The following is a 20935-nucleotide window of genomic DNA, read 5'->3' on the forward strand; positions in this document are numbered from 1 at the left end:
GAGACGTTTGATATCAATCCTGCGAGTGCCCACACAGATTGTCTGATAAATTGTTAAAGAGCGTTGCAGTTCAACCGCTTAGGTTGTCACTGCGAGGTGGCGTATATTACGCTTTTCACCTCAGGAGTCAACCACTATTTCGTGATTTTTCTCCGGACCGAATCGCTTCAGTCCCTGTCACGCCGCTGCGCATCGCGCTTTGCCGTGTCAGTGGTTGCGCATTATAGGGAGTTAATTTTTTCTGGCAAGGGTTTATTTTAAATTAATTACTGAGTGGCGGATTTTCCTCCGAATCAGCCACTTTTACAGCGATTTGCCGGTAATTTGTGCAAAATTATCGGCAAAATCTGCAACCTGAGACCAGTCCGTGTACTCGACTTCTTTCGAAGTGTCCGTTTCTCCTCCGGTAATCTTCATGATCAGGCGGATCATAAATTTATCAAACCAGCGATAACGGGGATAACGTAAAGCACCGGCCACCACCAGACAGCGATCCGGGGTCCAGGGCGACTGTTCAAGAAACTTACGGGTATAGACATTTGTGTGCGGTGTGCATTTATCCGCTTTACGGGCCGTCAGGTTTACTGAGATGAAACCGCTGATCCTTGCCTGTAACTCAGGCAGATGGTCAGCAATACAGCGATGAACCTCCGGTGCATAATGTCCATAACGGATAGAGGCTGCAATTAATAGCCGGTCATAGGCCTGCCAGTCTGCAGTCCCGATATCCTTAATATTGATAACATCACATTCTGTCAGTGGCTGTACCTGATCAGCAATAAACCGGGCAATACGTTGTGTCTGACCGTCCCGGGTGGAAAACAATACCAGCATCTTCATTCTTCTTTATCCCTTATTCCCGCCAGAAGGTCGGAGTAAACAGTACCAGCAGGGTAAACACTTCCAGACGACCAAACAGCATGGTCGAAATAAGGATCCACTTTGCCGTATCATTCATTGACGCGAAGTTGTCTGCGACAACCCCTAATCCCGGGCCGAGGTTATTCAATGTTGCTGCTACTGCAGCGAAGGCCGAGAAGTTATCGATCCCGGTGGCAATGATGGCCAGCATACTGATCAGAAAGACCAGCGCATAAGCAGAAAAGAATCCCCAGACTGCTTCAAGGATCCGCTCAGGCAAGGCTCGCTCCCCAAGCTTAATAGTGTAGACCGCATTAGGATGTACCAGCCGTTTAAGTTCACGTGACCCTTGCTTGCACAGCAGTAAAATCCGGATAACTTTCAGCCCGCCTCCTGTTGAACCAGCACAGCCACCGATAAATGCAGAACACAGCAGCAGGATAGGAAGGAAAGATGGCCAGTGGGAGATACTGTCGGTGGTGAAGCCGGCCGTAGTTGCCATTGACACAACCTGGAAGAAGGCCTGATTCAGGGTCTGGAAAAAACCATTATAGGTATTATGTATCCACAGGATCAGGGTTGCGATAGCCACCAGCGTGAACTGTACCCCGATAAATACCCTGAATTCCGGGTCCCGCCAGTATCCCCGTAAGCTGCGCCCGCTTAATAAAGAGAAGTGCAGGCCATAGTTACATCCGGAGATCAGCAGGAAAATGGCAACGATAGTATTAATCGTCGAACTATGGAAATAGCCGATACTGGCATCATGGGTAGAAAATCCGCCGATAGCGATAGTCGAGAAACTGTGTCCGATAGCGTCAAACAACGGCATGCCGGCCAGCCATAATGCAACAGCACAGGCGATGGTCAGCAGCACATAGATCAGCCACAGCGTTTTGGCCGTTTCAGCAATCCTCGGCCGCATTTTATGATCTTTCAAAGGACCGGGCATTTCGGCACGATACAGCTGCATGCCGCCAACTCCGAGAATCGGTAAGATAGCCACCGCCAGCACAATGATCCCCATACCTCCCAGCCACTGCAGCATCTGACGGTAGAACAGAATAGCTTTCGGCAGTGAGTCCAGCCCTACCAGCGTTGTCGCACCGGTGGTGGTCAGTCCGGAAAAAGATTCAAAGAAGGCATCGGTCACCGACAGATGAGGTCGTTCCGCAAAGATAAACGGCATCGCCCCGACACTGCCTAATACGGTCCAGAACAACACCACAATCAAAAACCCTTCACGGGGTTTGAGTTCAACTTTCTGTTTACGGTTAGGCCACCAGAGTATTGAACCGATAATCAGTGCCATAATAAACGTCTGGCTAAAAGCCCGTCCTGCCCCGTCACGATAAATCAAGGCAACCAGCCCCGGCATAATCATGGTGACAGAGAAAATAATGATCAATAAACCCACGATGCGGGTAATAGCACGAAAGTGCATTATTCCTGTCCTTAACTCTATATAGGAAGTTGATTTACCCGCTGAAGCATCAGTCTGCCCCGGCTGAAATCTGAGAGATGTTGTGTAAACTCACCGACCCGGCCATGGGGCAAAGCAAGGGTCAGTATGATATCGGCCTGGTAATCCCTGAGGATCATTTTCCCCTGATGACGTTCAACCAGACGTTCAATATCATCCAGCTGCCGGTAATCGCAGCATAGCGTAAACGTCTGCATCGGGACTTTAGTTGTCCGTGTCAGAGCACTGAGCCCCTGACGAACCCCGCCGCCATAAGCTTTAACCAGCCCGCCGGTCCCCAGCATAACGCCGCCATAGTAACGGACGACTACCGCTGTCACCTCACCCAGCCCGCTGCCCATCAGCTGGGCCAGCATCGGTTTACCTGCCGTACCTGAAGGTTCACCATCATCCGAGAAGCCCAGTTGTTGTGAGTCGTCCGGTGCACCCGCTACCCATGCCCAGCAATGGTGCCGGGCATCAGGATGCTGACTTTTTATCTGCCGGACAAAGTCCCTGGCGCTCTCAGCGCCTTCAGTGTGGGCCAGAAAGGTGATAAAACGACTTTTCTTTATGCTTTCTTCCGTCACACTGATTTCTGCAGACGGAATATCATAAGCGTCCATCAGGCTAACTGCAGGTCGCGGGTCATATTTTCGATGCCATCCTGGCGAATAACGACGTTGTCTTCAATACGGATCCCACCGTAAGGTTTCAGTGCATCAATCAGTTGCCAGTTGAAATGCTTACTAAAACTGCCCTGCCGCCACGCCGAAAGTAAAGATTCTATAAAATACAGACCAGGTTCAATCGTCAGAACCATCCCCGCAGCCAGAGTCCGGGTACAACGCAGCCACGGATACTGTGCTGGCGGTGCCAGGTGTGTGCCTTTCTCATCCTGCATAAATCCGGCGACATCATGTACCTGCAAGCCCAGAGAATGACCGACACCATGAGGCATAAACAGCGAGGTGATATTTTCACTGACCAGTGCTTCTTCACTCAGTCCGCTGATAATACCGAAGTCAGTCAGCATACGGGCAATGCGCTGATTCATCTGCACATGATAGTCCGTGTAGCAGACCCCGGCCTGTAAAGTCGCGATCAATTGCTGCTGATGCTGGTCCATCGCGCTTACCAGTTCCGCATACAATGACGCAGGATCCCATGCATAACTGCGGGTTAAATCCGCCGCGTAACCATGATATTCAGCCCCGGCATCCAGCAGAAAGCTGCGCGGTTCGGCAGGCGTGTCACTATCCAGCTGAGTATAATGCAGCACAGAAGCATGTTCATTCAGCGCCACAATATTGCCATAAGGCACATCTGTATCACGCTGCCCGGTTGCCTGCAGATAGGCTGAATTAATCAGGAACTCACTTTGTCCGTCAAAGAAAGCCTGTTTTGCCGCACGGTGTCCCTGTACAGCAATCTTCTGCGCTTCACGCATACAATAGAGTTCATAATCTGTTTTAACACTACGGTGATAATGCAGATAATCAAGTACCGGCTGCGGATTGATATTCTGTTCCGTAATACCGAGTTGCGTTGCACGTCCGGCTACCGGACCAATATAAGCAACCTGACCTCTGTCAGCAGGTAACAGTCTGGCAATATGCTGGCTTTCGCGTAACGGGATGATATCGAACTCACTGGTCCAGAAACTGTCCGGCAGTTCATCAGTTTTATGCCAGTAATCGACTGGCGAGTAAAACCACAGACGCGGTTTACTTACACCGTCAATCCATAACCAGCAATCAGGCGTCCGGGTCACCGGGATCCATGCTTTGAAATGCGGATTGACTTTAAACGGATAGGGATGATCATCAAGGAACACATTTTGCAATTCTCCTGAATGAATCAATAAGGCCTGCAGGTTACCCGCCTCAAGTATCTTTCGGGCACGGTGCTGTAATGTCGTCAGGTGTGTTTTATACAACTCATTGAGTGAATTCATCCCGGTCCTCTCTGGCATAAGAATTTGTGCCATTTTATCACAGCTGTTGCCGGGATGCCGCGCTGACCATCACGGGCAGTTGCTCACCGGACCGGCGGGGTAGCGGATACGCTGTCGCGGTCAACGGGCAGTGACGTTTTCAGGGAAATAACAGGATTTACAGGGGATCAACGTGGGCAGGCGTTGCAGCAGTGACTGCAACGCCTGTTCAGGACAACATGCTGCGGTTATCAGATAAAAGCGAAAGCATCACCATAAATCTGACTGCTGATAGCTTCTCTTTCAGCACAGAAACGCTCACGCGCCGCTTTGGCCATTTCGAAACGCCCTGCAATATAAATGTCGTATTCTTTCAGTGAACTGTAATCCTGAATTACCGCCGGTAATACAGTGCCGGTTCTGCCCTGCCAGTCAGCATCAGGCTGTTCAACGACCGGTACGACCTTAAGATTAGGATGGCGTACTGCCAGTGCGTTCAGTTCTTCCAGATCATAGAGATGTTGAGGCTCACGCCCGCCCCAGTAAATGGCAATCTCACGCTGCGGATTTTCAGACAAGGCCGTCAGCAGGATAGAACGTACATAAGAGAACCCTGTACCGCCTGCAATAAGAATCATCGGCCGATCGCTGTCTTCACGCAGCGCCGCATTACCGTGTGGCATATCCACAGTGATCTGTCGCTGATCACGGATACGATCCATCACAGCCATCGCATACAGATTGAGATCCGATGCGCCGATATGCAGTTCAATAATGTCTTTATCCATCGGCGTCGATGCCAGAGAAAAAGGACGTTTATCATTTTCATCCATTACTACCATCAGATACTGACCCGCGCGAAAACTATAGTCGGCTTCAGGCACTAACCGGACCCGATAGACAGTGTCGGTAATGGTTTCTACAGAAATAACTTTACAGCTTAATCTTGTCATGCGTTCCCTCTGTCGGGTCTTTAGCTAAAATTGGTGGTTCTCTGTTAACGTACGGAACGGGGTTCAAATATCGCCAGCTCATCCCATATCTCATCAACACGGGCCGTCACCTTAGGATCTTTCACAATCGGACGACCCCACTCGCGATCCGTTTCTCCCGGCCATTTATTGGTAGCATCCATCCCCATTTTTGAGCCGAGGCCGGAGACCGGTGAAGCAAAGTCGAGGTAGTCAATCGGGGTATTTTCAACAATTACCGTGTCTCTGGCCGGGTCCATGCGGGTGGTAATGGCCCAGATAACATCATTCCAGTCGCGGGCATTGACATCATCATCGCAAACAATGACAAATTTGGTGTACATAAATTGCCGCAGGAAAGACCATACTCCAAACATAACGCGTTTTGCATGTCCGGCATATTGTTTCTTCATGGTCACGACGGCCAGCCGGTAAGAACATCCCTCAGGAGGCAGATAGAAATCAACAATTTCCGGAAACTGTTTGATCAGAATAGGCACCAGCACTTCATTCAGTGCAACCCCCAGAGCGGCAGGTTCATCGGGCGGACGGCCTGTATAGGTGGAATGGTAAATTGCCTGCTGGCGTTTGGTGATTTTTGTCACGGTGAATACAGGGAAGTTATCAACTTCATTGTAGTACCCTGTATGATCACCATAGGGACCTTCCGCAGCCATATCGCCAGGCTCAATATACCCTTCGAGGATAATTTCAGCACTGGCCGGAACATCGAGATCATTCGACAGGGATTTTACCACATCCGTTTTACTGCCCCGGAGCAGCCCGGCAAATGCATATTCGGAGAGAGTATCGGGTATCGGCGTCACTGCAGCCAGAATAGTCGCCGGATCGGCACCTAAGGCGACAGAAACCGGAAACCGTTCACCCGGACGGGCTTTACACCATTCCTGAAAATCCAGTGCCCCGCCACGGTGTGATAACCAGCGCATAATCAGGCGATTTTTACCAATCACCTGCATACGATAAATCCCGAGATTTTGCCGCTCTTTGTGCGGACCTCGAGTCACGGTCAGACCCCAGGTAATCAGCGGTGCTGCATCTTCCGGCCAGCAGGTCATTACCGGTATCGCCGAGAGGTCAACGTCATCATCCTGTAAGATGATTTCCTGACAGGGGGCACTGCTGCGTCGCCTGGTGGGCATACTCAGTACTTTTTTAAAACGCGGCATCTGTTCGAACAGGTCACGGAAACCTTTTGGCGGTGCCGGCTCTTTAAGAAAAGCCAGTAACTCTCCGACATCACGTAATGCACTGACATCTTCCTGCCCCATCCCCAAGGCAACCCGTGCGGAGGTCCCGAACAGGTTACAGAGTACGGGCATCGCATAGCCTTTCGGATTTTCAAACAATAAGGCAGGTCCGCCGGCACGCAATGTCCGGTCGGCAATCTCAGTCATTTCTAAATTAGGATCAACAGGATAACTAATCCTTTTTAATTCACCACGCTGCTCAAGTTGTTGCAGGAAGTCTCTTAAGTCCTGATATTTCATGAGGTTTTTACTTTATTGCTGCAGATAATCTGGCCATTATAAGGAGGATTGCATCAGGATGCTGAGATTTATTAGCCTGTCGGTGCGGAACATAATCTGTACGATGTCATTCAGGGTACTGAATAGGGCCTGCAAATCATTATTTACACAGCGATGAAAATAACCGCAATCCCATGACCCGCAAGGGATACAAGGCTGCGTAACCCGGATAAATAGCCTATAACTCCCTTATGAGTTTTGTTATTCTTTGCTGCCGGTTAAATGGAGCGGTTATGGAATCCTGGTATTTACTTTTTTGCAAACGTGGTCAGTTATTACGCGCACAGGAACACCTTGAGCGCCAGGGCGTTGCCTGCCTGAGCCCGGTGACTGAGGTGGAAAAGAAAGTGCGGGGCAAACTCAGTATGGTGAGTGAGCCGCTGTTTCCTAATTATCTGTTTATCCGTTTTTCCCCGGAAGTTATCCATACTACAACCATTAACGCTACCCGCGGCGTCAGCCATTTTGTCCGGTTTGGCGCATTGCCTGCTACGGTACCGGAAGAAGTCATCGATAGTATTATCAATAAAGATTATCAGTGTCTGCAGGCCGGGGAACGGCCCCGGCAGGGAGATGAAGTCGAAATCATTGCCGGGACATTCGAAGGACTACGGGCGATATTTACTGAGCCGGAAGGCGAAACCCGCTCGCTTTTACTGCTTAACCTGCTAAACAAACAGGTAGTGCGCAGTATCGGTAATCAGCAGTTTCGTAAAGTCTGGCCTGATTAACTGAGGCGGAACAGTTGCCGGGCATTGTGGTCAGTCTGTTTCGCCAGTAATTCCACATCTTCGTTCCGCCATGCAGCAACCTGCTGCAGGATATGTGGCAGAAAGCAGGGTTCATTACGTCTTGAAGGCGGTCGTGGATGCATATCACGTGGGATCAGATAAGGTGCATCCGTTTCCAGCAACAGGCGGTCGGCAGGAATCACAGGCAGTAACTCCCGCAGCCCGAGGCCTCTGCGTTCATCACACACCCAGCCGGTGATCCCGACATACATACCTGCTGCCAGACACTCTTCAAGTTCCTGGCGGGTTCCGGTAAAGCAGTGGACAACGGCTGCCGGTAACTTATCCAGCCATCCGGCAAGTACTGCCATAAAACGCTGATGGGCTTCACGGCAGTGCAGAAACACCGGCAACTGTAATTCAGCCGCTAATGCCAGCTGTGCATCGAACGCATATTCCTGTTGATTATGATCGGCGAGGTTACGGTTGAAATCGAGGCCACATTCACCAATTGCCACAACTTCAGGCTGACCGGCCAGACGGCGCAACGTGCCTGCTGTTTCCTGCGACCATTCACTGGCATGGTGGGGATGAACGCCGGCAGTAGACCAGCAGTAGTCGGGGTGCTGCTTTGCCAGCGATAAAGCCTGCTGACTTTCGAGTGCATTGGTCCCGGTAATCAGCATACCGGATACCCCTGCACTGCGCGCCCGTGAAACCACCTGTTTACGATCTTTCGCAAACTGCGTACTGGTCAGGTTGACACCAATATCAAACATAGTTATTCCCAAAAAGCGTAACCACCCTGACGGGTGGTTTTAGTTAACATTTCCCGTGTTTACGGGAACCTGAGCCGGGATCTCAGGATTCGCTATCCTGATCTTTATCCTTATCCCAGCGTCCTTTACCAACATAGTAACGTGAGAAGAATACGCCGACTTCAAACAGGCAGTACATCGGAATAGCGAGCAAAGTTTGGGAAAAAACATCAGGAGGGGTTAACAGCATGCCGACCACAAACGCACCGACCAGCATATAAGGCCGTTTCTTTTTCAGGTCTTCGGGGGAAGTAATGCCCGTCCAGCAAAGCAGTACAATCGCGACCGGTACTTCAAATGCCACACCAAAGGCCAGAAACAGTGCCATAACAAAATCAAGGTAGTTACTGATATCTGTAGCAATCTGTACGCCGTGCGGTACTGTCTTGGCGAAAAAGCCAAACGCCAGCGGGAACACGATAAAATAGGCAAAACAGACACCGATATAAAACAATAGCGAACTGGAAAACAACAAAGGCATGATCAGCCGGCGTTCATGACGATATAACGCCGGTGCCACAAATGCCCATAACTGGTAGAGGATCACCGGTACCGCCAGAAACACCGAAACAATAATCGTCAGTTTTATCGGCGTAAAGAAAGGTGATGCCACATCAGTCGCAATCATACTGGCGCCGGTTGGCATCTGACGGATTAAAGGGGCTGCAACTAACTGGTAGATATCATTGGAAAAATAGACCAGACACAGGAAAATAACCAGTATTGAGACAATACAGTATAACAGGCGTTTACGCAGTTCTATCAGATGGCTGATCAGTGGTTGAGTATCTTGTACATCCATGATTATCGTTCTTCACTTACGGATGAAGCAGGTTTTGTCGCGGACTCTGGTTCCGCGTTAACGCTGCTGGCTGTGCGGGTATCTGCCGGGGTATCAGCTCCGGCAGAAGATGCTGTCGGGTGCTGAGGCGGCTCTGTCACCGAAGGCGTTACAGGGGGCGGTGTCGTTTTTTCCGACCCGGCAGATGGCTGACCGGCGTTTCCGCCATGGGCTTTATCATCATATCCTTCCATATCAGTTGCCTCACGATAGGTACGCTTCATTGAGTCAGCCGTTTTACGCAGCTCTTCCATTGATTCTTTCAGCTCAGGGGAAAGCGTACCTTTACCTGCCTCTTCAACTTTTTTCAGACTGTCCTGTAACTCCTGCAGCTTAAGCTCCTGAGCCAGCTCATTCTGTACGTTGGCTGCCAGAGAGCGCATCGCGCGGATCCAGCCGACAACGGTTTTCACCGCCACAGGTAATCGCTGTGGCCCGAGAACAATCAGACCAATCACGAATACCAGTAAAAGCTCACTAAAACCTATATCGAACACGGTTTATACCTGATCGTTATCTTTACGGGATTCTTCTTTTACAGAAGACGCGGGTTTTTTCTCTGAAATCGGTGTTGCGGGGAAGTCCGCATCCTGCCCTTTTTTCTCATCTTCGTCGCTCATGGCTTTTTTAAAGCCTTTAATCGAAGATCCTAAATCTGAGCCAAGACCCCGCAGTTTTTTAGTACCAAACAACAGTACCAGAATGACCACAATGATAAGTAACTTCCAGATACTAATGCCGCCCATTTTTAACCCCTGAATTCCATGATCCAATGATACAAGGCGTATCATTACGCCTTATTCCCCTGAACTTAGCGCGGTTGGGCTAAAACAGACAATCAGTTTGTCTTCCGCCAACCGGCCAGCCATGTTAACACACCAGCAACAATCAGTAGCACCGAAGTTACATCCCATTGGGGACGTCCGATCGTCACTGCCGTACCACAGAGCAGAAAAACAGCGCCGATCCCGAACAGATAACGTGCCTGACTATGCCGTACACGCTGTGCATTCATTTCATGCGCCAGCTTATCAACACTGTGTTTCAGTAACTTATGTTGCCGCATTCCGTCATAAAGTAACTCAGGTAATTCGGGAAGCTTTTCTGCCCATGAAGGTGCTTTCGTCTTCACTGCCCGCCAGATAGCAGGCAGTCCTACCTGATCTTTAATCCACTCCTCGAGGAATGGTTTGGCTGTTTTCCAGAGATCCAACTGCGGATATAGCTGACGGCCAATACCTTCAACATACAGCAATGTCTTCTGCAACAACACCAATTGCGGCTGAACTTCCATATTAAAACGACGGGCTGTATTGAACAGATTCAGCAGCACATGACCAAAGGAAATTTCCGCCAGCGGTTTTTCAAAAATAGGTTCACAGACAGTACGGATAGAAAACTCAAAATCTTCGACATTGGTATCCGGCGGAACCCAGCCCGAATCCACGTGCAGTTCGGCCACCCGCCGGTAATCACGGTTAAAGAAAGCAATGAAATTTTCAGCCAGGTAACGTTTATCATCTTTATTCAGTGAGCCGACAATACCGCAGTCAATGCCGATATACTGCGGGTCTTCCGGATGATCATAGCTGACAAAAATATTCCCCGGATGCATATCCGCATGAAAGAAACTGTCGCGGAATACCTGGGTAAAGAAGACCTGAACACCCCGTTCTGCAAGTAACTGCATATTCACGCCATGAGCCTTTAATGCTGCCGTATCGGAGACAGGGATCCCGTAGATACGCTCCATGACCAGCATATTCTCACTGCAATAATCAGAATAAATAAACGGCACATACAGCATGTTATTGTTTTCAAAGTTCCGCCTCAGCTGGATAGCATTGGCCGCTTCACGCTGTAAATTCAGTTCATCCAGCAGGGTTTTCTCATAATCCCGGACAACTTCGACAGGGCGCAGCCGCCTGCCGTCGGGTAACAACCGTGGTACCCAGCGTGCCAGCCGATAGATAAGACGCATGTCCGCTTTTATCACCGGCAAAATATCAGGACGGATAACTTTTATGACAATATGTTTGCCATTCTCTTTAAGAGTGGCCGTGTGTACCTGAGCGATAGACGCTGAAGCCAGAGGGGTTATTTCGAAATCATCAAACCACTGTTCAACCGGTCCTCCCAGCGATTTTTCAATCTGCTGTTTAGCTTTTGCACCGTCAAAAGGCGGGACTTTGTCCTGCAGTGAAGAAAGCTGATCGGCGATTTCCGGCGGAAACAGGTCTCGTCTGGTGGACAGCATCTGGCCAAATTTAATCCATACCGGCCCCAGCTGTTCCAGTGCCATTCTGAGACGCACACCCAGCGCTTCATTCGGGTAACGGTTAGGGATCCAGAAAATACAACGCCGCCAGAAGCGCAGCAGTATGGTCAGGCGGGTACGGGGAATAAGCTCATCCAGACCATGAGACAAGAAAATACGAATAATGAAATAGAGTCGCCGAATTTCTCCAACAGTCATTTCTTCTCCCATTGTGCCAGCCGCGCATCCAGCGCTTCCAGCGTTTTGTCCAGCGCCGCGGTTTCTTCACAAAACCACGCCACTTCGAGGGCGCCGGGGGCGACCCGCCACTCCTCAGTCAGAATTTCGCCCAGTTGTTGTTGCTTACCACTGATCTGCTGGCGGGCAAACGAAAATAAGCGCTGTCCTGCACGGCTGATCCCACGGGCAGCAATGTCACCGACCAGCGGTGCCATATATTCAGCGGGGTCAAGCTCAGCTAAATCAATCAGCGCAGAGAATTGCTGAATCACCTGTAAATCGCCCTGAACATCCAGCCGGCCCTGCCTGATTAACGCGGTCATATTCTGCCGGTCACGCAGCTCCGGTAACACTGACAATGCCAGCGAGACAGTACAGTCACTGTCGCCCTGCCAGTCGCCGATCACATCCAGTTGCTGTTCGCTGAATACCAGTACCAGTGGTGTGGAAAACTCGCTGAACTTCAGGGTCAGTACTTTTCCTTTTAACCGCTGGCGGGCAGCCTTAAGGCCCCGGTCCTGGTATAATACGCGGTTAAGTGTATTCTCGATAACCGCCGTCAGCAGCGGCATTGCAGTGATTACCGTTGACATCAGAATTTATATCCGCGGTGAAGGGCAACGATCCCTCCGGTCAGGTTGTAATAGGTGGTATTTTCGAAACCGACCTCATTCATCATACCTTTCAGCGTTTCCTGATCAGGGTGCATACGGATAGACTCTGCCAGATAACGATAACTTTCTGCATCGCCCGCGACCAGTTGCCCGATTCGCGGTAAAATATGGAAAGAATAGGCATCGTAAGCTTTGCTTAATGGCTCAAGCAGCGGTTTTGAGAATTCCAGTACCAGTAAGCGTCCGCCCGGTTTAAGTACGCGGAACATCGATGCCAGAGCTTTCTCTTTTTCGGTGACATTACGCAGCCCGAAAGAGATTGTAATACAGTCAAAATAATTATCCGGGAATGGCAGAGCTTCTGCGTTGGCCTGCACATAACTGACGTTACCTGATACCCCACTGTTACGGAGCTTTTCGCGGCCCATTTTTAGCATCGAACTGTTAATATCTGCCAGTACTACCTGGCCAGTGTCCCCGACTAAACGGGAGAATTTCGCCGTCAGATCACCGGTTCCTCCGGCGAGATCCAGCACCCGCTGCCCGCGGCGAACACCGCTGCAATCAATGGTAAAACGCTTCCAGATACGATGGATGCCCATCGACATCAAATCGTTCATCAGGTCATATTTTGCTGCTACGGAATGGAACACGTCAGCAACTTTTTCAGCCTTTTCGTTTTTTGCTACGGTCTGAAAACCAAAATGTGTTGTTTCCTGAGATTCATCTGCCATCGGTATTACCTGCTCTGTAATCAATACTGTCTGAAGTGTACCAGACTCCCGAAGGCCAGGCACGTTACGCCACCACTATTCAGCTATTCCCCGGAGGGGCCTTATTGTCCCACGTATTCTGCAGGCCGGCCAGAGTGCTTTCGCCGTCCTGCGGGTCATCTTCTGGTGGTAAATCAAATGAAAGGGCTTTCGCGGTTATTTTCGGATCTATCGGTCGCCGGACTTCCACCCCCATATGGCGAAAAGCCTCAGCCCTTGCGACCAGATTGCCCCGCCCTTCGGTCAGTTTTTTCATCGATTGCTGGTAGCTGTCGCGGGCTTTATCAAGATGGTTGCCCATGCTCTGCATATCGTCGACAAACAAGCGCATTTTGTCATATAGCCTGCCGGCTTTTTCTGCAATATCCCGTGCATTCTGGCTTTGATGTTCATAACGCCAGAGATTACTGATGGTCCGTAAGGCCACCAACAGCGTCGTCGGACTGACCAGCATAATGTTCTGTTGCAGTGCCTCATTAACCAGCTCAGGCTCTCTGTCCAGTGCCAGTAAAAACGCCGGTTCGACCGGAATAAACATTAAGACATAATCCAGCGATTTTACTCCGGGCAGTTGCTGGTAATCTTTACGGCTGAGTAACCGCAGGTGATTACGCATTGCGGAGATATGCTCACGCGCCGCCTGTTCACGTAGCAGGTCATCTTCGGCGTTAAAATAGCGCTCATAGGCCACCAGTGTCATTTTAGCGTCAATTACCACATCCTTATTCTGCGGCAAATGCACAATAACATCAGGCTGATAACGCCCGTCATTACGCTGAATGCTGACCTGAGTCTCATATTCATAGCCTTCCCGCAGTCCTGATGCTTCCAGCACACGCGCCAGGATAACCTCCCCCCAGTTCCCCTGGGTTTTATTATCCCCTTTCAGGGCGCGGGTCAGGTTAACGGCTTCCTGAGCCATTTGACTATTCAGTTTTTGTAACTGACGGATTTCATGTGTAAGCGTATGCCGCTCACGGGCCTCACTGCTAAAACTGTCATTAATCTGCCGCCGGAAGCCGTCCAGCTGTTCCCGCAGGGGTGTCAGCAGACCCTGCAGACTTTGCCGGTTTTGCTCATCGAAACGGCGGCCGCTGTGTTCGAAAATGCGACCGGCCAGATTTTCGAATTGTGCCGCCAGTCGCTGTTCGCTGTTGATCAGTACACGCTGTTTTTCTTCGGCCGCCAGCCGGGTGTCCTCCAGCCGGGTAGTCACTTCACGCAGTTCGGCTTCCTGCGTCCGATAGATATCCGCCTGATGGCGCAGTTCCTGGCTGAGTTGTTCACTCTGTTCACGCCAGTATGTCAGCTGTTGCAGTTTTTCCTGCTGTGCGGCAACCGTGCCATGTAACTGCCGGAGTTCGAGATCTTTCTGCCGGCCGGACTGCTGCTCTGAACCCAGAACCTGTTGTAACTGATCGATCGTTTCCTGCCTGACCCGCTGCTCAGCGGCATAGGCCGCCAGTTGATGACCCGACCGAAGTACAGCGACCAGCCAGCCCAGACCGGCGCCACCCAACAGCAGACATCCTGAAATAATAAGTTGCGTATCCACCCGTTTCCCCGCTTAACACACTGTTAAAGGAAAGGTAGAGTCGCACTGTATAGATGTCCAGATAATTTTCGCGGAGATAAGATGCCGGTTACGCTATCCTCCGGATAACGCAACCCCGTATAAGAAGAGTTATAACAACGATTTGGCTGCGTTTACTACGATCTGTACCGCCTGACTTTCGGTTTTTTTCATGGTGGCACTGTCAGGGATCTCTTTCTGGGTGCGGTTTACAATTACCCCGGCGATCATACCTGCTCTCAGGCCCTGGCTGGCACACATGGTCAGTAAGGTGGCTGACTCCATTTCATAGTTCAGCACTCCCATCGACTGCCACTCTTCCATCGATCCGCGGAAAGATTTCACCACTCTTCCTGAGAAGGTGTCATAACGTTCCTGGCCCGGGTAAAACGTATCTGAGGATGCAGTAACCCCGATATGGGTAGTTGCACCGGCATGACGGGCAGCCTCCGCCAGAGCTGTGGTACAGGTAAAATCAGCTACCGCAGGGAACTCCAGCGGCGCAAAGTGGAGACTGGCCCCGTCCAGCCGGACAGAAGCGGTGGTAACCAGCACATCGCCGACATGAATATGCGGCTGAATCGCGCCTGTTGTCCCTACCCGTAAAAAAGTACGTATCCCTAACTGGGCCAGTTCTTCCACCGCGATAGAGGTGGACGGGCCGCCAATACCGGTAGAACAAATAATAACCGGCTTACCTTCAATAAAAGCAATCCAGCTGGTGAATTCACGGTGTGCGGCCAGCTGGCGGGGATTGTCCATCAGCTCCGCTATCTTTTTTACCCGTTCAGGATCACCCGGAACAATCGCCAGGGTGGCTCCCTGAAGGTCAGCTTTAGCCAGTCCGAGATGGAAAACTTCAGGTTGCGACATAGTAACCTCGATAACTACAGTGGATGATGTCCCAATTGTACGTGAACCACCGGCATTTTATGTGACGGGAATCAATATAAAAAAATGGTATTACATACAAAGGCAGATAAATGCGGGATGTGTTTCGCAAATAGAATTTTCTGGATATTGATAATTTTCAATAAAATGCATTAACAAAACCCGTCGCAGAGCGGACGGCTGATAAAAATTCAGAACGGCCCCGAAGGCAGCATCTTTTATCCGGGATACACTCAGAGTGACTGAATACCGGCCGTTTCCCGATACAGGGAACGTTCATTACGGTCACAGACAGGAAAACGATATGAAAAAAACGCTGATTCTCTGTATGACAGTACTGACACTGACCGGGTGCAGCACCCTGGGTAACTTTTTTGATGGTATGTTTACCGGCGGCAGCAGCGATTATCCTGACCAACAGCTACTGCAACAGCATATCAGCCAATGTGATACCGGCATGGCCGCTGAGTGTATTGCCGCAGGATCCGTCTATGAGTTACGCGGCGGGGATAACTACCCAATAGCCCTGAAATTTTATCAGAAAGGACTGGCGCTGCAGTCAGCAGATGCGAATCAGGCTATCGGGCACCTGTACGAGAATGGCTATGGTGTGCCGCAAAATTATGACACTGCCCGCCAGTGGTATCAGAAAGGCGCTGATGCCGGAGACGGTAACGCGATGCTGTATCTGGCCAATATGTACCGGTATGGACACGGTGTGACCAAAGACCCACGGACCGCATTAAAATATGCACGGATGGCCTGTAAAAAAGGCAATATCCTGGCATGTTCCACCCGTACGCAGTTGCAGGTCACGACAGGTAAAAAATAACCTTTCAGCCACCAGCACGATATAGTACCGGACAAATCCAGTCCGGTACTATATCGTGCTTATCGCGGGAGCCTGTTTTCATCATCCTCAGCCCCCTGAGAGTAAAACTGAGTATGTTAAGCATCGTCCGGCTGAGGTATAGTCCGCTTTTTTCGGAGAATTCATGCTGACCAACTCATCGACCCGACTGAACAAATACATCAGTGAGAGCGGTATTTGCTCTCGCCGCGATGCTGACCGTTTTATTGAGCAAGGTAACGTGTTTATTAACGGTAAACGTGCTGCTGTCGGTGACCAGGTGTATGCCGGAGACGTGGTGAAAGTTAACGGCCAGCTGATTGAGCCGCGTAACGAGGAAGATTTAGTCCTGATCGCCCTCAATAAGCCGACCGGTATTATCAGTACTACCGAAGAAAGCGAAAAAGATAATATTGTCGATTTCGTGAATCACAGCAAACGGGTATTCCCGATAGGTCGTCTGGATAAAGATTCTCAGGGGCTGATTTTCCTGACCAACCACGGTGACCTGGTCAATAAAATACTGCGCGCCGGTAACGATCACGAAAAAGAGTATGTGGTTACGGTAAACAAACCGATCACCGATGAGTTTATTCAGGGTATGGCAGCCGGTGTGCCGATGCTGGGTACGGTCACTAAAAAATGTAAAGTGAAGAAAGAAGCGCCGATGGTGTTTCGTATCACACTGGTACAGGGACTTAACCGTCAGATCCGCCGGATGTGTAAGCATTTCGGTTTTGAAGTCACCAAACTTGAGCGGGTGCGGATCATGAATGTCAGCCTGAAAGGGCTGCCTCCCGGTGAGTGGCGTGATTTTACGGATGATGAGCTGATCGAGCTGTTCCGACTGATTGAGCACTCTTCATCCCTTGATCCTGCCGAAAATAAGGGCAAACCCAAAGGGAAACCTGCCGCGAAAAAAAATGGCCCAGCACAAAAATCTGCGGACAAACCGGCAGCTAAACCTGCAGCCCGTAAGCGTTTTACTCAGCCGGGCAGAAAGAAAAAAGGACGTTAATCTCTCCTGTCACCCGGGGCGCTGATTGTCCCCGGGGATAGCTTTCACAGAGAAGCCGGCAGCGGATCACGCTGACTGGCGACGTAAATTTCTGGCTGCTGTTACCATATTTTCCAACGCCTGACGGGTTTCAGTCCAGCCACGGGTTTTTAGTCCGCAATCCGGATTCACCCATAGCCGCTGCGCCGGAATATATTTTGCCGCTTTACGCAGCAGATTTTCGATACCGGCCACATCAGGGATATTCGGGGAATGGATATCGTAGACCCCCGGTCCGATTTCATTCGGATATTCAAACTCTTCAAAAGATTCCAGCAGTTCCATATCGGAACGCGAGGTCTCGATGGTGATGACATCTGCATCCAGGGCAGCAATCGCAGCCATAATGTCATTAAACTCGCAATAACACATATGGGTATGGATCTGGGTAGCGTCATCAGCAACAGCGGCCATTAAGCGGAAGGCATTAACTGCCCAGGCCAGATACGCTGCACGGTCAGAATCGTGCAATGGCAGGCCTTCACGTAATGCAGGCTCATCAATCTGAATAATCCCAATACCGGCATTTTCCAGATCGGCAACTTCATCACGTAACGCCAGCGCAATCTGCCTGGCGATAGTTTCACGGCTCACATCTTCACGCGGAAATGACCAGCAGAGGATAGTGACCGGGCCGGTAAGCATCCCTTTTACGGGTTTATCAGTCAGGGACTGGGCATAGGTGGCCCACTCAACCGTCACAGGCTGCGGGCGACTGATATCGCCGATAATGATCGGCGGCTTGACGCAACGTGAACCATAGCTTTGTACCCAGCCATTCCGCGTAAAAGCAAAACCGTCCAGCTGTTCGCCGAAATATTCCACCATATCATTACGTTCGGCTTCACCGTGCACCAGCACATCCAGTCCCAGCCGTTCCTGCTCAGCAATGGCCTGCCGGATATGTTCAGAAATACCGGTCCGGTAGTGATGGCTGTCCAGTCGTCCCTGCCTGAAATCCAGCCGCAGGCTGCGGATCTCCGTCGTCTGGGGGAATGAACCAATCGTCGTTGTTGGCCAGGCCGGTAAACTGAAACGTTGCCGCTGTGCTGCCGCGCGGATCGGGTAATGGTGCTGACGTTCGCTGTCCCGTGAGTGAATAGCATGTAAACGGTCAGCGACTGCCTGATTATGTACCCGTGATGATTGTTCACGGGCGCGGATCGGCGCACTGTGGCTTTCCAGAGCAAGCGGATCGTTACTCTTCAGGGCATGACTCAGCAGCGACAGTTCGTCACATTTCTGTACCGCAAAAGAAAACCAGCTTTTCACATCATCATCCAGCCGGGTCTCAGTACTCAGATCAATCGGACTGTGCAATAAAGAGCATGAAGTGCCTATCCACAAATTTTCACGTTGTGCGGCCAGAGGCTGTAGCTGGTCAAACCAGCGGCTAAGGTCGGCACGCCATACATTGCGTCCGTTAATGACACCGACGGACAATAGCCAGCCGATCGGTAATTGCTTATGAATACACTGAATATCATCATGGCCGTGTACCAGATCGACATGCAATCCCTGTACAGGTAATTGTCGGATGACCGACAGGTTCTGGCTGATACTGTCAAAATAGGTCGTCAGCAACAGCCGGGTATGACCCTGCAATGCCTGATAAGCTTCGCTAAAAGCGTTCAGCCATTTGGCCGGTAACTCCAGCGATAACGCAGGTTCATCAATCTGTACCCAGTCAATACCCCGTTCAGCCAGCGCCGCAAGTACCTGTTGGTATACCGGCAGAATATCCTGCAGTAACGTCAGGCGATCAAACACTTCCCCTTTTACTTTGCCCAGCCACAGATAGGTAACCGGCCCCAGCAGGACCGGCTTAACCTGGTAACCCAGCGCCAGTGCTTCATCCACTTCGTCCAGTAACTGGGTCCAGGCCAGAGTGAATGTCTGACCACGGGTAAATTCAGGCACGATGTAGTGATAGTTGGTATTAAACCACTTCGTCATTTCTGCCGCTGCGGCGGGTTCACCAGTCGGCGCCCGGCCTCGGGCAATACGGAATAAGGTATCCAGGTCTGTCTGACCGTCCGCACTCTGATGGCGGGCGGGTACATTACCCAGCATCAGGCTGGTTGTCAGCACATGGTCATACCATGCGAAATCACCGACAGGAATATAGTCAACCCCGGCATCCTTCTGTTGTTGCCAATGACGCACCCGGAGCTCACGCCCGGTTGCCAGTAGCTCCTGTTGTCCGGACTTACCTGCCCAGTAGCTTTCCTGAGCTTTTTTCAGTTCGCGTCCCAGGCCGATCCGCGGAAATCCTAATGTGTGATTCTGAATTGTCATGGCATAAGTTCCTGTCAGTGAAAGACGCTGTCTCAGCCCCGGGCCCATGGCAGCAGTACCATTATTCACCCGCCTGCCGGAAGTCACAGGTTGCTGAGAATATTTTTCAGATGTTTAGCCGTCCAGATGTTTACACATCCATAATCTGCAGGTACTGTTGTATCCACAAGCGCAAATAATTCAACATCACTATGAAGGCGTCTCATGATCGAGATTAAGCACCTGAAAACCCTACAGGCCCTCAGAACAACCGGCTCGCTGGCAGGTGCCGCAGCACACTTACATCAGACCCAGTCTGCTCTTTCTCATCAGTTCAGTGACCTTGAGCAGCGTCTCGGTTTCCGGCTGTTTGTCCGGAAAAGTCAGCCTTTACGTTTTACACCACAGGGGGAAACACTGCTGCAACTGGCAGATCAGGTCCTGCCTCAGATCCAGCAGGCACTGCAATCCTGTCATGAGCCCCAACAGACGACGCTACGAATTGCGATTGAATGTCATAGCTGTATTCAATGGCTGACTCCGGCACTGGATATTTTTGGCAGCAACTGGCCGCGGGTCGCGGTCGATTTCAAATCCGGTGTTACCTTTGATCCGCAGCCCGCATTACAACAGGGCGAACTGGATATTGTACTGACCTCCGATATCCTGCCACGCAGCGGATTGCACTATTCACCATTATTTGATTTTGAAGTCCGGCTGGTGATGGCACCAGACCATCCGCTGGCGAAAAAAGACGTTATTACTCCTGAAGATCTTAGCACCGAAACTCTGCTGATTTATCCGGTTCAGCGTCAGCGTCTGGATATCTGGCGACATTTCCTGCAACCTGCCGGTATCAGTCTGGCATTAAAAAGTGTTGATAATACTTTGCTGCTGATTCAGATGGTGGCTGCAAAAATGGGTATTGCTGCGTTACCACACTGGGTAGTAGAAAGTTTTGAACGCCAGCAGCTGATTATCACAAAAACCCCCGGAGAAGGTTTGTGGAGCCGTTTGTATGCGGCGGTACGCGACGGTGAACAACGTCAGCCAGTGACCGAGGCATTTATCCGTTCTGCACGGCAGCACGCCTGTGAACAGTTGCCTTTTGTCCGTGATGCTTCACGGCCGGCAGGTCAGAGAAATCCGGCACTCTGAATCCCTCCGGCGAAATATTTCCCTGCCGGCGAAAACGACGTATGCAACCGCGAGTGATCCGGCCAGCGACTCGGT

20 protein-coding genes are annotated in these 20935 nt (G+C 50.7%); 4 read left to right on the forward strand and 16 right to left on the reverse strand.

Translation table 11 applies throughout. The features are described 5' to 3' along the window. Window positions 1-303: 303 nt before the first annotated feature. The 6 genes from hemG to ubiD form a co-directional block, all read right to left on the reverse strand. Window positions 304-840, reverse strand: coding sequence for a menaquinone-dependent protoporphyrinogen IX dehydrogenase (gene hemG / locus JK216_RS15280; RefSeq protein WP_212708228.1), 537 nt, complete (start codon window positions 838-840; stop codon window positions 304-306). Between the two features lie 13 nt (window positions 841-853). Further along, the gene (gene trkH / locus JK216_RS15285; RefSeq protein WP_212712065.1) at window positions 854-2305 is read right to left on the reverse strand and encodes a Trk system potassium transporter TrkH; all 1452 of its coding nucleotides are present in this window, start codon (window positions 2303-2305) and stop codon (window positions 854-856) included. Between the two features lie 17 nt (window positions 2306-2322). Next, window positions 2323-2949: an IMPACT family protein gene (locus tag JK216_RS15290; RefSeq protein WP_212712066.1), complete on the reverse strand. Its 627-nt coding sequence runs from the start codon at window positions 2947-2949 to the stop codon at window positions 2323-2325. After that, a complete protein-coding gene (gene pepQ, locus JK216_RS15295; RefSeq protein WP_212712067.1) occupies window positions 2949-4280 on the reverse strand; it encodes a Xaa-Pro dipeptidase in 1332 nt (443 codons plus the stop codon). Before pepQ ends, JK216_RS15290 begins: the two co-directional genes overlap by 1 nt. Window positions 4281-4510: 230 nt before the next feature. Continuing rightward, window positions 4511-5212, reverse strand: coding sequence for an NAD(P)H-flavin reductase (gene fre, locus JK216_RS15300; RefSeq protein WP_212708224.1), 702 nt, complete (start codon window positions 5210-5212; stop codon window positions 4511-4513). Between the two features lie 44 nt (window positions 5213-5256). Then, window positions 5257-6741 carry a 4-hydroxy-3-polyprenylbenzoate decarboxylase gene (ubiD, locus tag JK216_RS15305; RefSeq protein WP_212708223.1) on the reverse strand — a complete coding sequence of 495 codons (1485 nt, stop codon included), beginning with the start codon at window positions 6739-6741 and terminating at the stop codon, window positions 5257-5259. Between the two features lie 272 nt (window positions 6742-7013). Here ubiD and rfaH point away from each other — a divergent pair, with 272 nt between their 5' ends. Then, window positions 7014-7511, forward strand: coding sequence for a transcription/translation regulatory transformer protein RfaH (rfaH, locus tag JK216_RS15310; RefSeq protein ID WP_212708222.1), 498 nt, complete (start codon window positions 7014-7016; stop codon window positions 7509-7511). On the opposite strand, the gene tatD is transcribed toward rfaH, so the two are convergent. The 9 genes from tatD to udp all read right to left on the reverse strand — a co-directional run bounded on the left by tatD (window position 7508) and on the right by udp (window position 15500). Beyond that, entirely contained in the window at window positions 7508-8290 is a 783-nt protein-coding gene (gene tatD, locus JK216_RS15315) for a 3'-5' ssDNA/RNA exonuclease TatD (RefSeq protein ID WP_212708221.1), read from the reverse strand. The genes rfaH and tatD overlap by 4 nt on opposite strands. A gap of 82 nt (window positions 8291-8372) precedes the next feature. Continuing rightward, a complete protein-coding gene (tatC, locus tag JK216_RS15320; protein ID WP_212708220.1) occupies window positions 8373-9131 on the reverse strand; it encodes a Sec-independent protein translocase subunit TatC in 759 nt (252 codons plus the stop codon). Window positions 9132-9133: 2 nt separating this feature from the next. Beyond that, window positions 9134-9667: a Sec-independent protein translocase protein TatB gene (tatB, locus tag JK216_RS15325; protein WP_212708219.1), complete on the reverse strand. Its 534-nt coding sequence runs from the start codon at window positions 9665-9667 to the stop codon at window positions 9134-9136. A gap of 3 nt (window positions 9668-9670) precedes the next feature. Beyond that, on the reverse strand, window positions 9671-9916 hold the full coding sequence (tatA, locus tag JK216_RS15330) for a twin-arginine translocase TatA/TatE family subunit (protein WP_212708218.1): 246 nt from the start codon (window positions 9914-9916) through the stop codon (window positions 9671-9673). 92 nt (window positions 9917-10008) lie between these two features. Then, entirely contained in the window at window positions 10009-11646 is a 1638-nt protein-coding gene (gene ubiB, locus JK216_RS15335) for a ubiquinone biosynthesis regulatory protein kinase UbiB (RefSeq protein ID WP_212712068.1), read from the reverse strand. Further along, on the reverse strand, window positions 11643-12248 hold the full coding sequence (locus JK216_RS15340) for an SCP2 domain-containing protein (protein ID WP_212710821.1): 606 nt from the start codon (window positions 12246-12248) through the stop codon (window positions 11643-11645). Before JK216_RS15340 ends, ubiB begins: the two co-directional genes overlap by 4 nt. A gap of 11 nt (window positions 12249-12259) precedes the next feature. Further along, complete coding sequence (ubiE, locus tag JK216_RS15345; RefSeq protein ID WP_212708216.1) at window positions 12260-13015, reverse strand: bifunctional demethylmenaquinone methyltransferase/2-methoxy-6-polyprenyl-1,4-benzoquinol methylase UbiE; 756 nt, start codon at window positions 13013-13015, stop codon at window positions 12260-12262. A 79-nt stretch (window positions 13016-13094) separates the two neighbouring features. Then, window positions 13095-14609, reverse strand: a complete 1515-nt coding sequence (gene rmuC / locus JK216_RS15350; RefSeq protein WP_212712069.1) for a DNA recombination protein RmuC — start codon at window positions 14607-14609, stop codon at window positions 13095-13097. 129 nt (window positions 14610-14738) lie between these two features. Beyond that, a complete protein-coding gene (gene udp / locus JK216_RS15355; protein ID WP_212708214.1) occupies window positions 14739-15500 on the reverse strand; it encodes a uridine phosphorylase in 762 nt (253 codons plus the stop codon). Window positions 15501-15822: 322 nt separating this feature from the next. Here udp and JK216_RS15360 point away from each other — a divergent pair, with 322 nt between their 5' ends. After that, entirely contained in the window at window positions 15823-16350 is a 528-nt protein-coding gene (locus JK216_RS15360; RefSeq protein ID WP_212708213.1) for a tetratricopeptide repeat protein, read from the forward strand. Window positions 16351-16513: 163 nt separating this feature from the next. Continuing rightward, complete coding sequence (gene rluF, locus JK216_RS15365) at window positions 16514-17386, forward strand: 23S rRNA pseudouridine(2604) synthase RluF (RefSeq protein WP_212708212.1); 873 nt, start codon at window positions 16514-16516, stop codon at window positions 17384-17386. A 66-nt stretch (window positions 17387-17452) separates the two neighbouring features. Here the strand turns inward: rluF and metE are convergent, their stop codons facing one another. Next, window positions 17453-19723 carry a 5-methyltetrahydropteroyltriglutamate--homocysteine S-methyltransferase gene (metE, locus tag JK216_RS15370; RefSeq protein ID WP_212708211.1) on the reverse strand — a complete coding sequence of 757 codons (2271 nt, stop codon included), beginning with the start codon at window positions 19721-19723 and terminating at the stop codon, window positions 17453-17455. A gap of 204 nt (window positions 19724-19927) precedes the next feature. On the opposite strand from metE, the gene metR reads away from it, so the two are divergent. After that, the gene (metR, locus tag JK216_RS15375; RefSeq protein ID WP_212708210.1) at window positions 19928-20860 is read left to right on the forward strand and encodes an HTH-type transcriptional regulator MetR; all 933 of its coding nucleotides are present in this window, start codon (window positions 19928-19930) and stop codon (window positions 20858-20860) included. The last annotated feature ends 75 nt before the right edge of the window (window positions 20861-20935 follow it).

It is taken from the genome of Tatumella sp. JGM94 (assembly GCF_018257595.1).
Classification (GTDB): Bacteria; Pseudomonadota; Gammaproteobacteria; order Enterobacterales; family Enterobacteriaceae; genus Tatumella; species Tatumella punctata.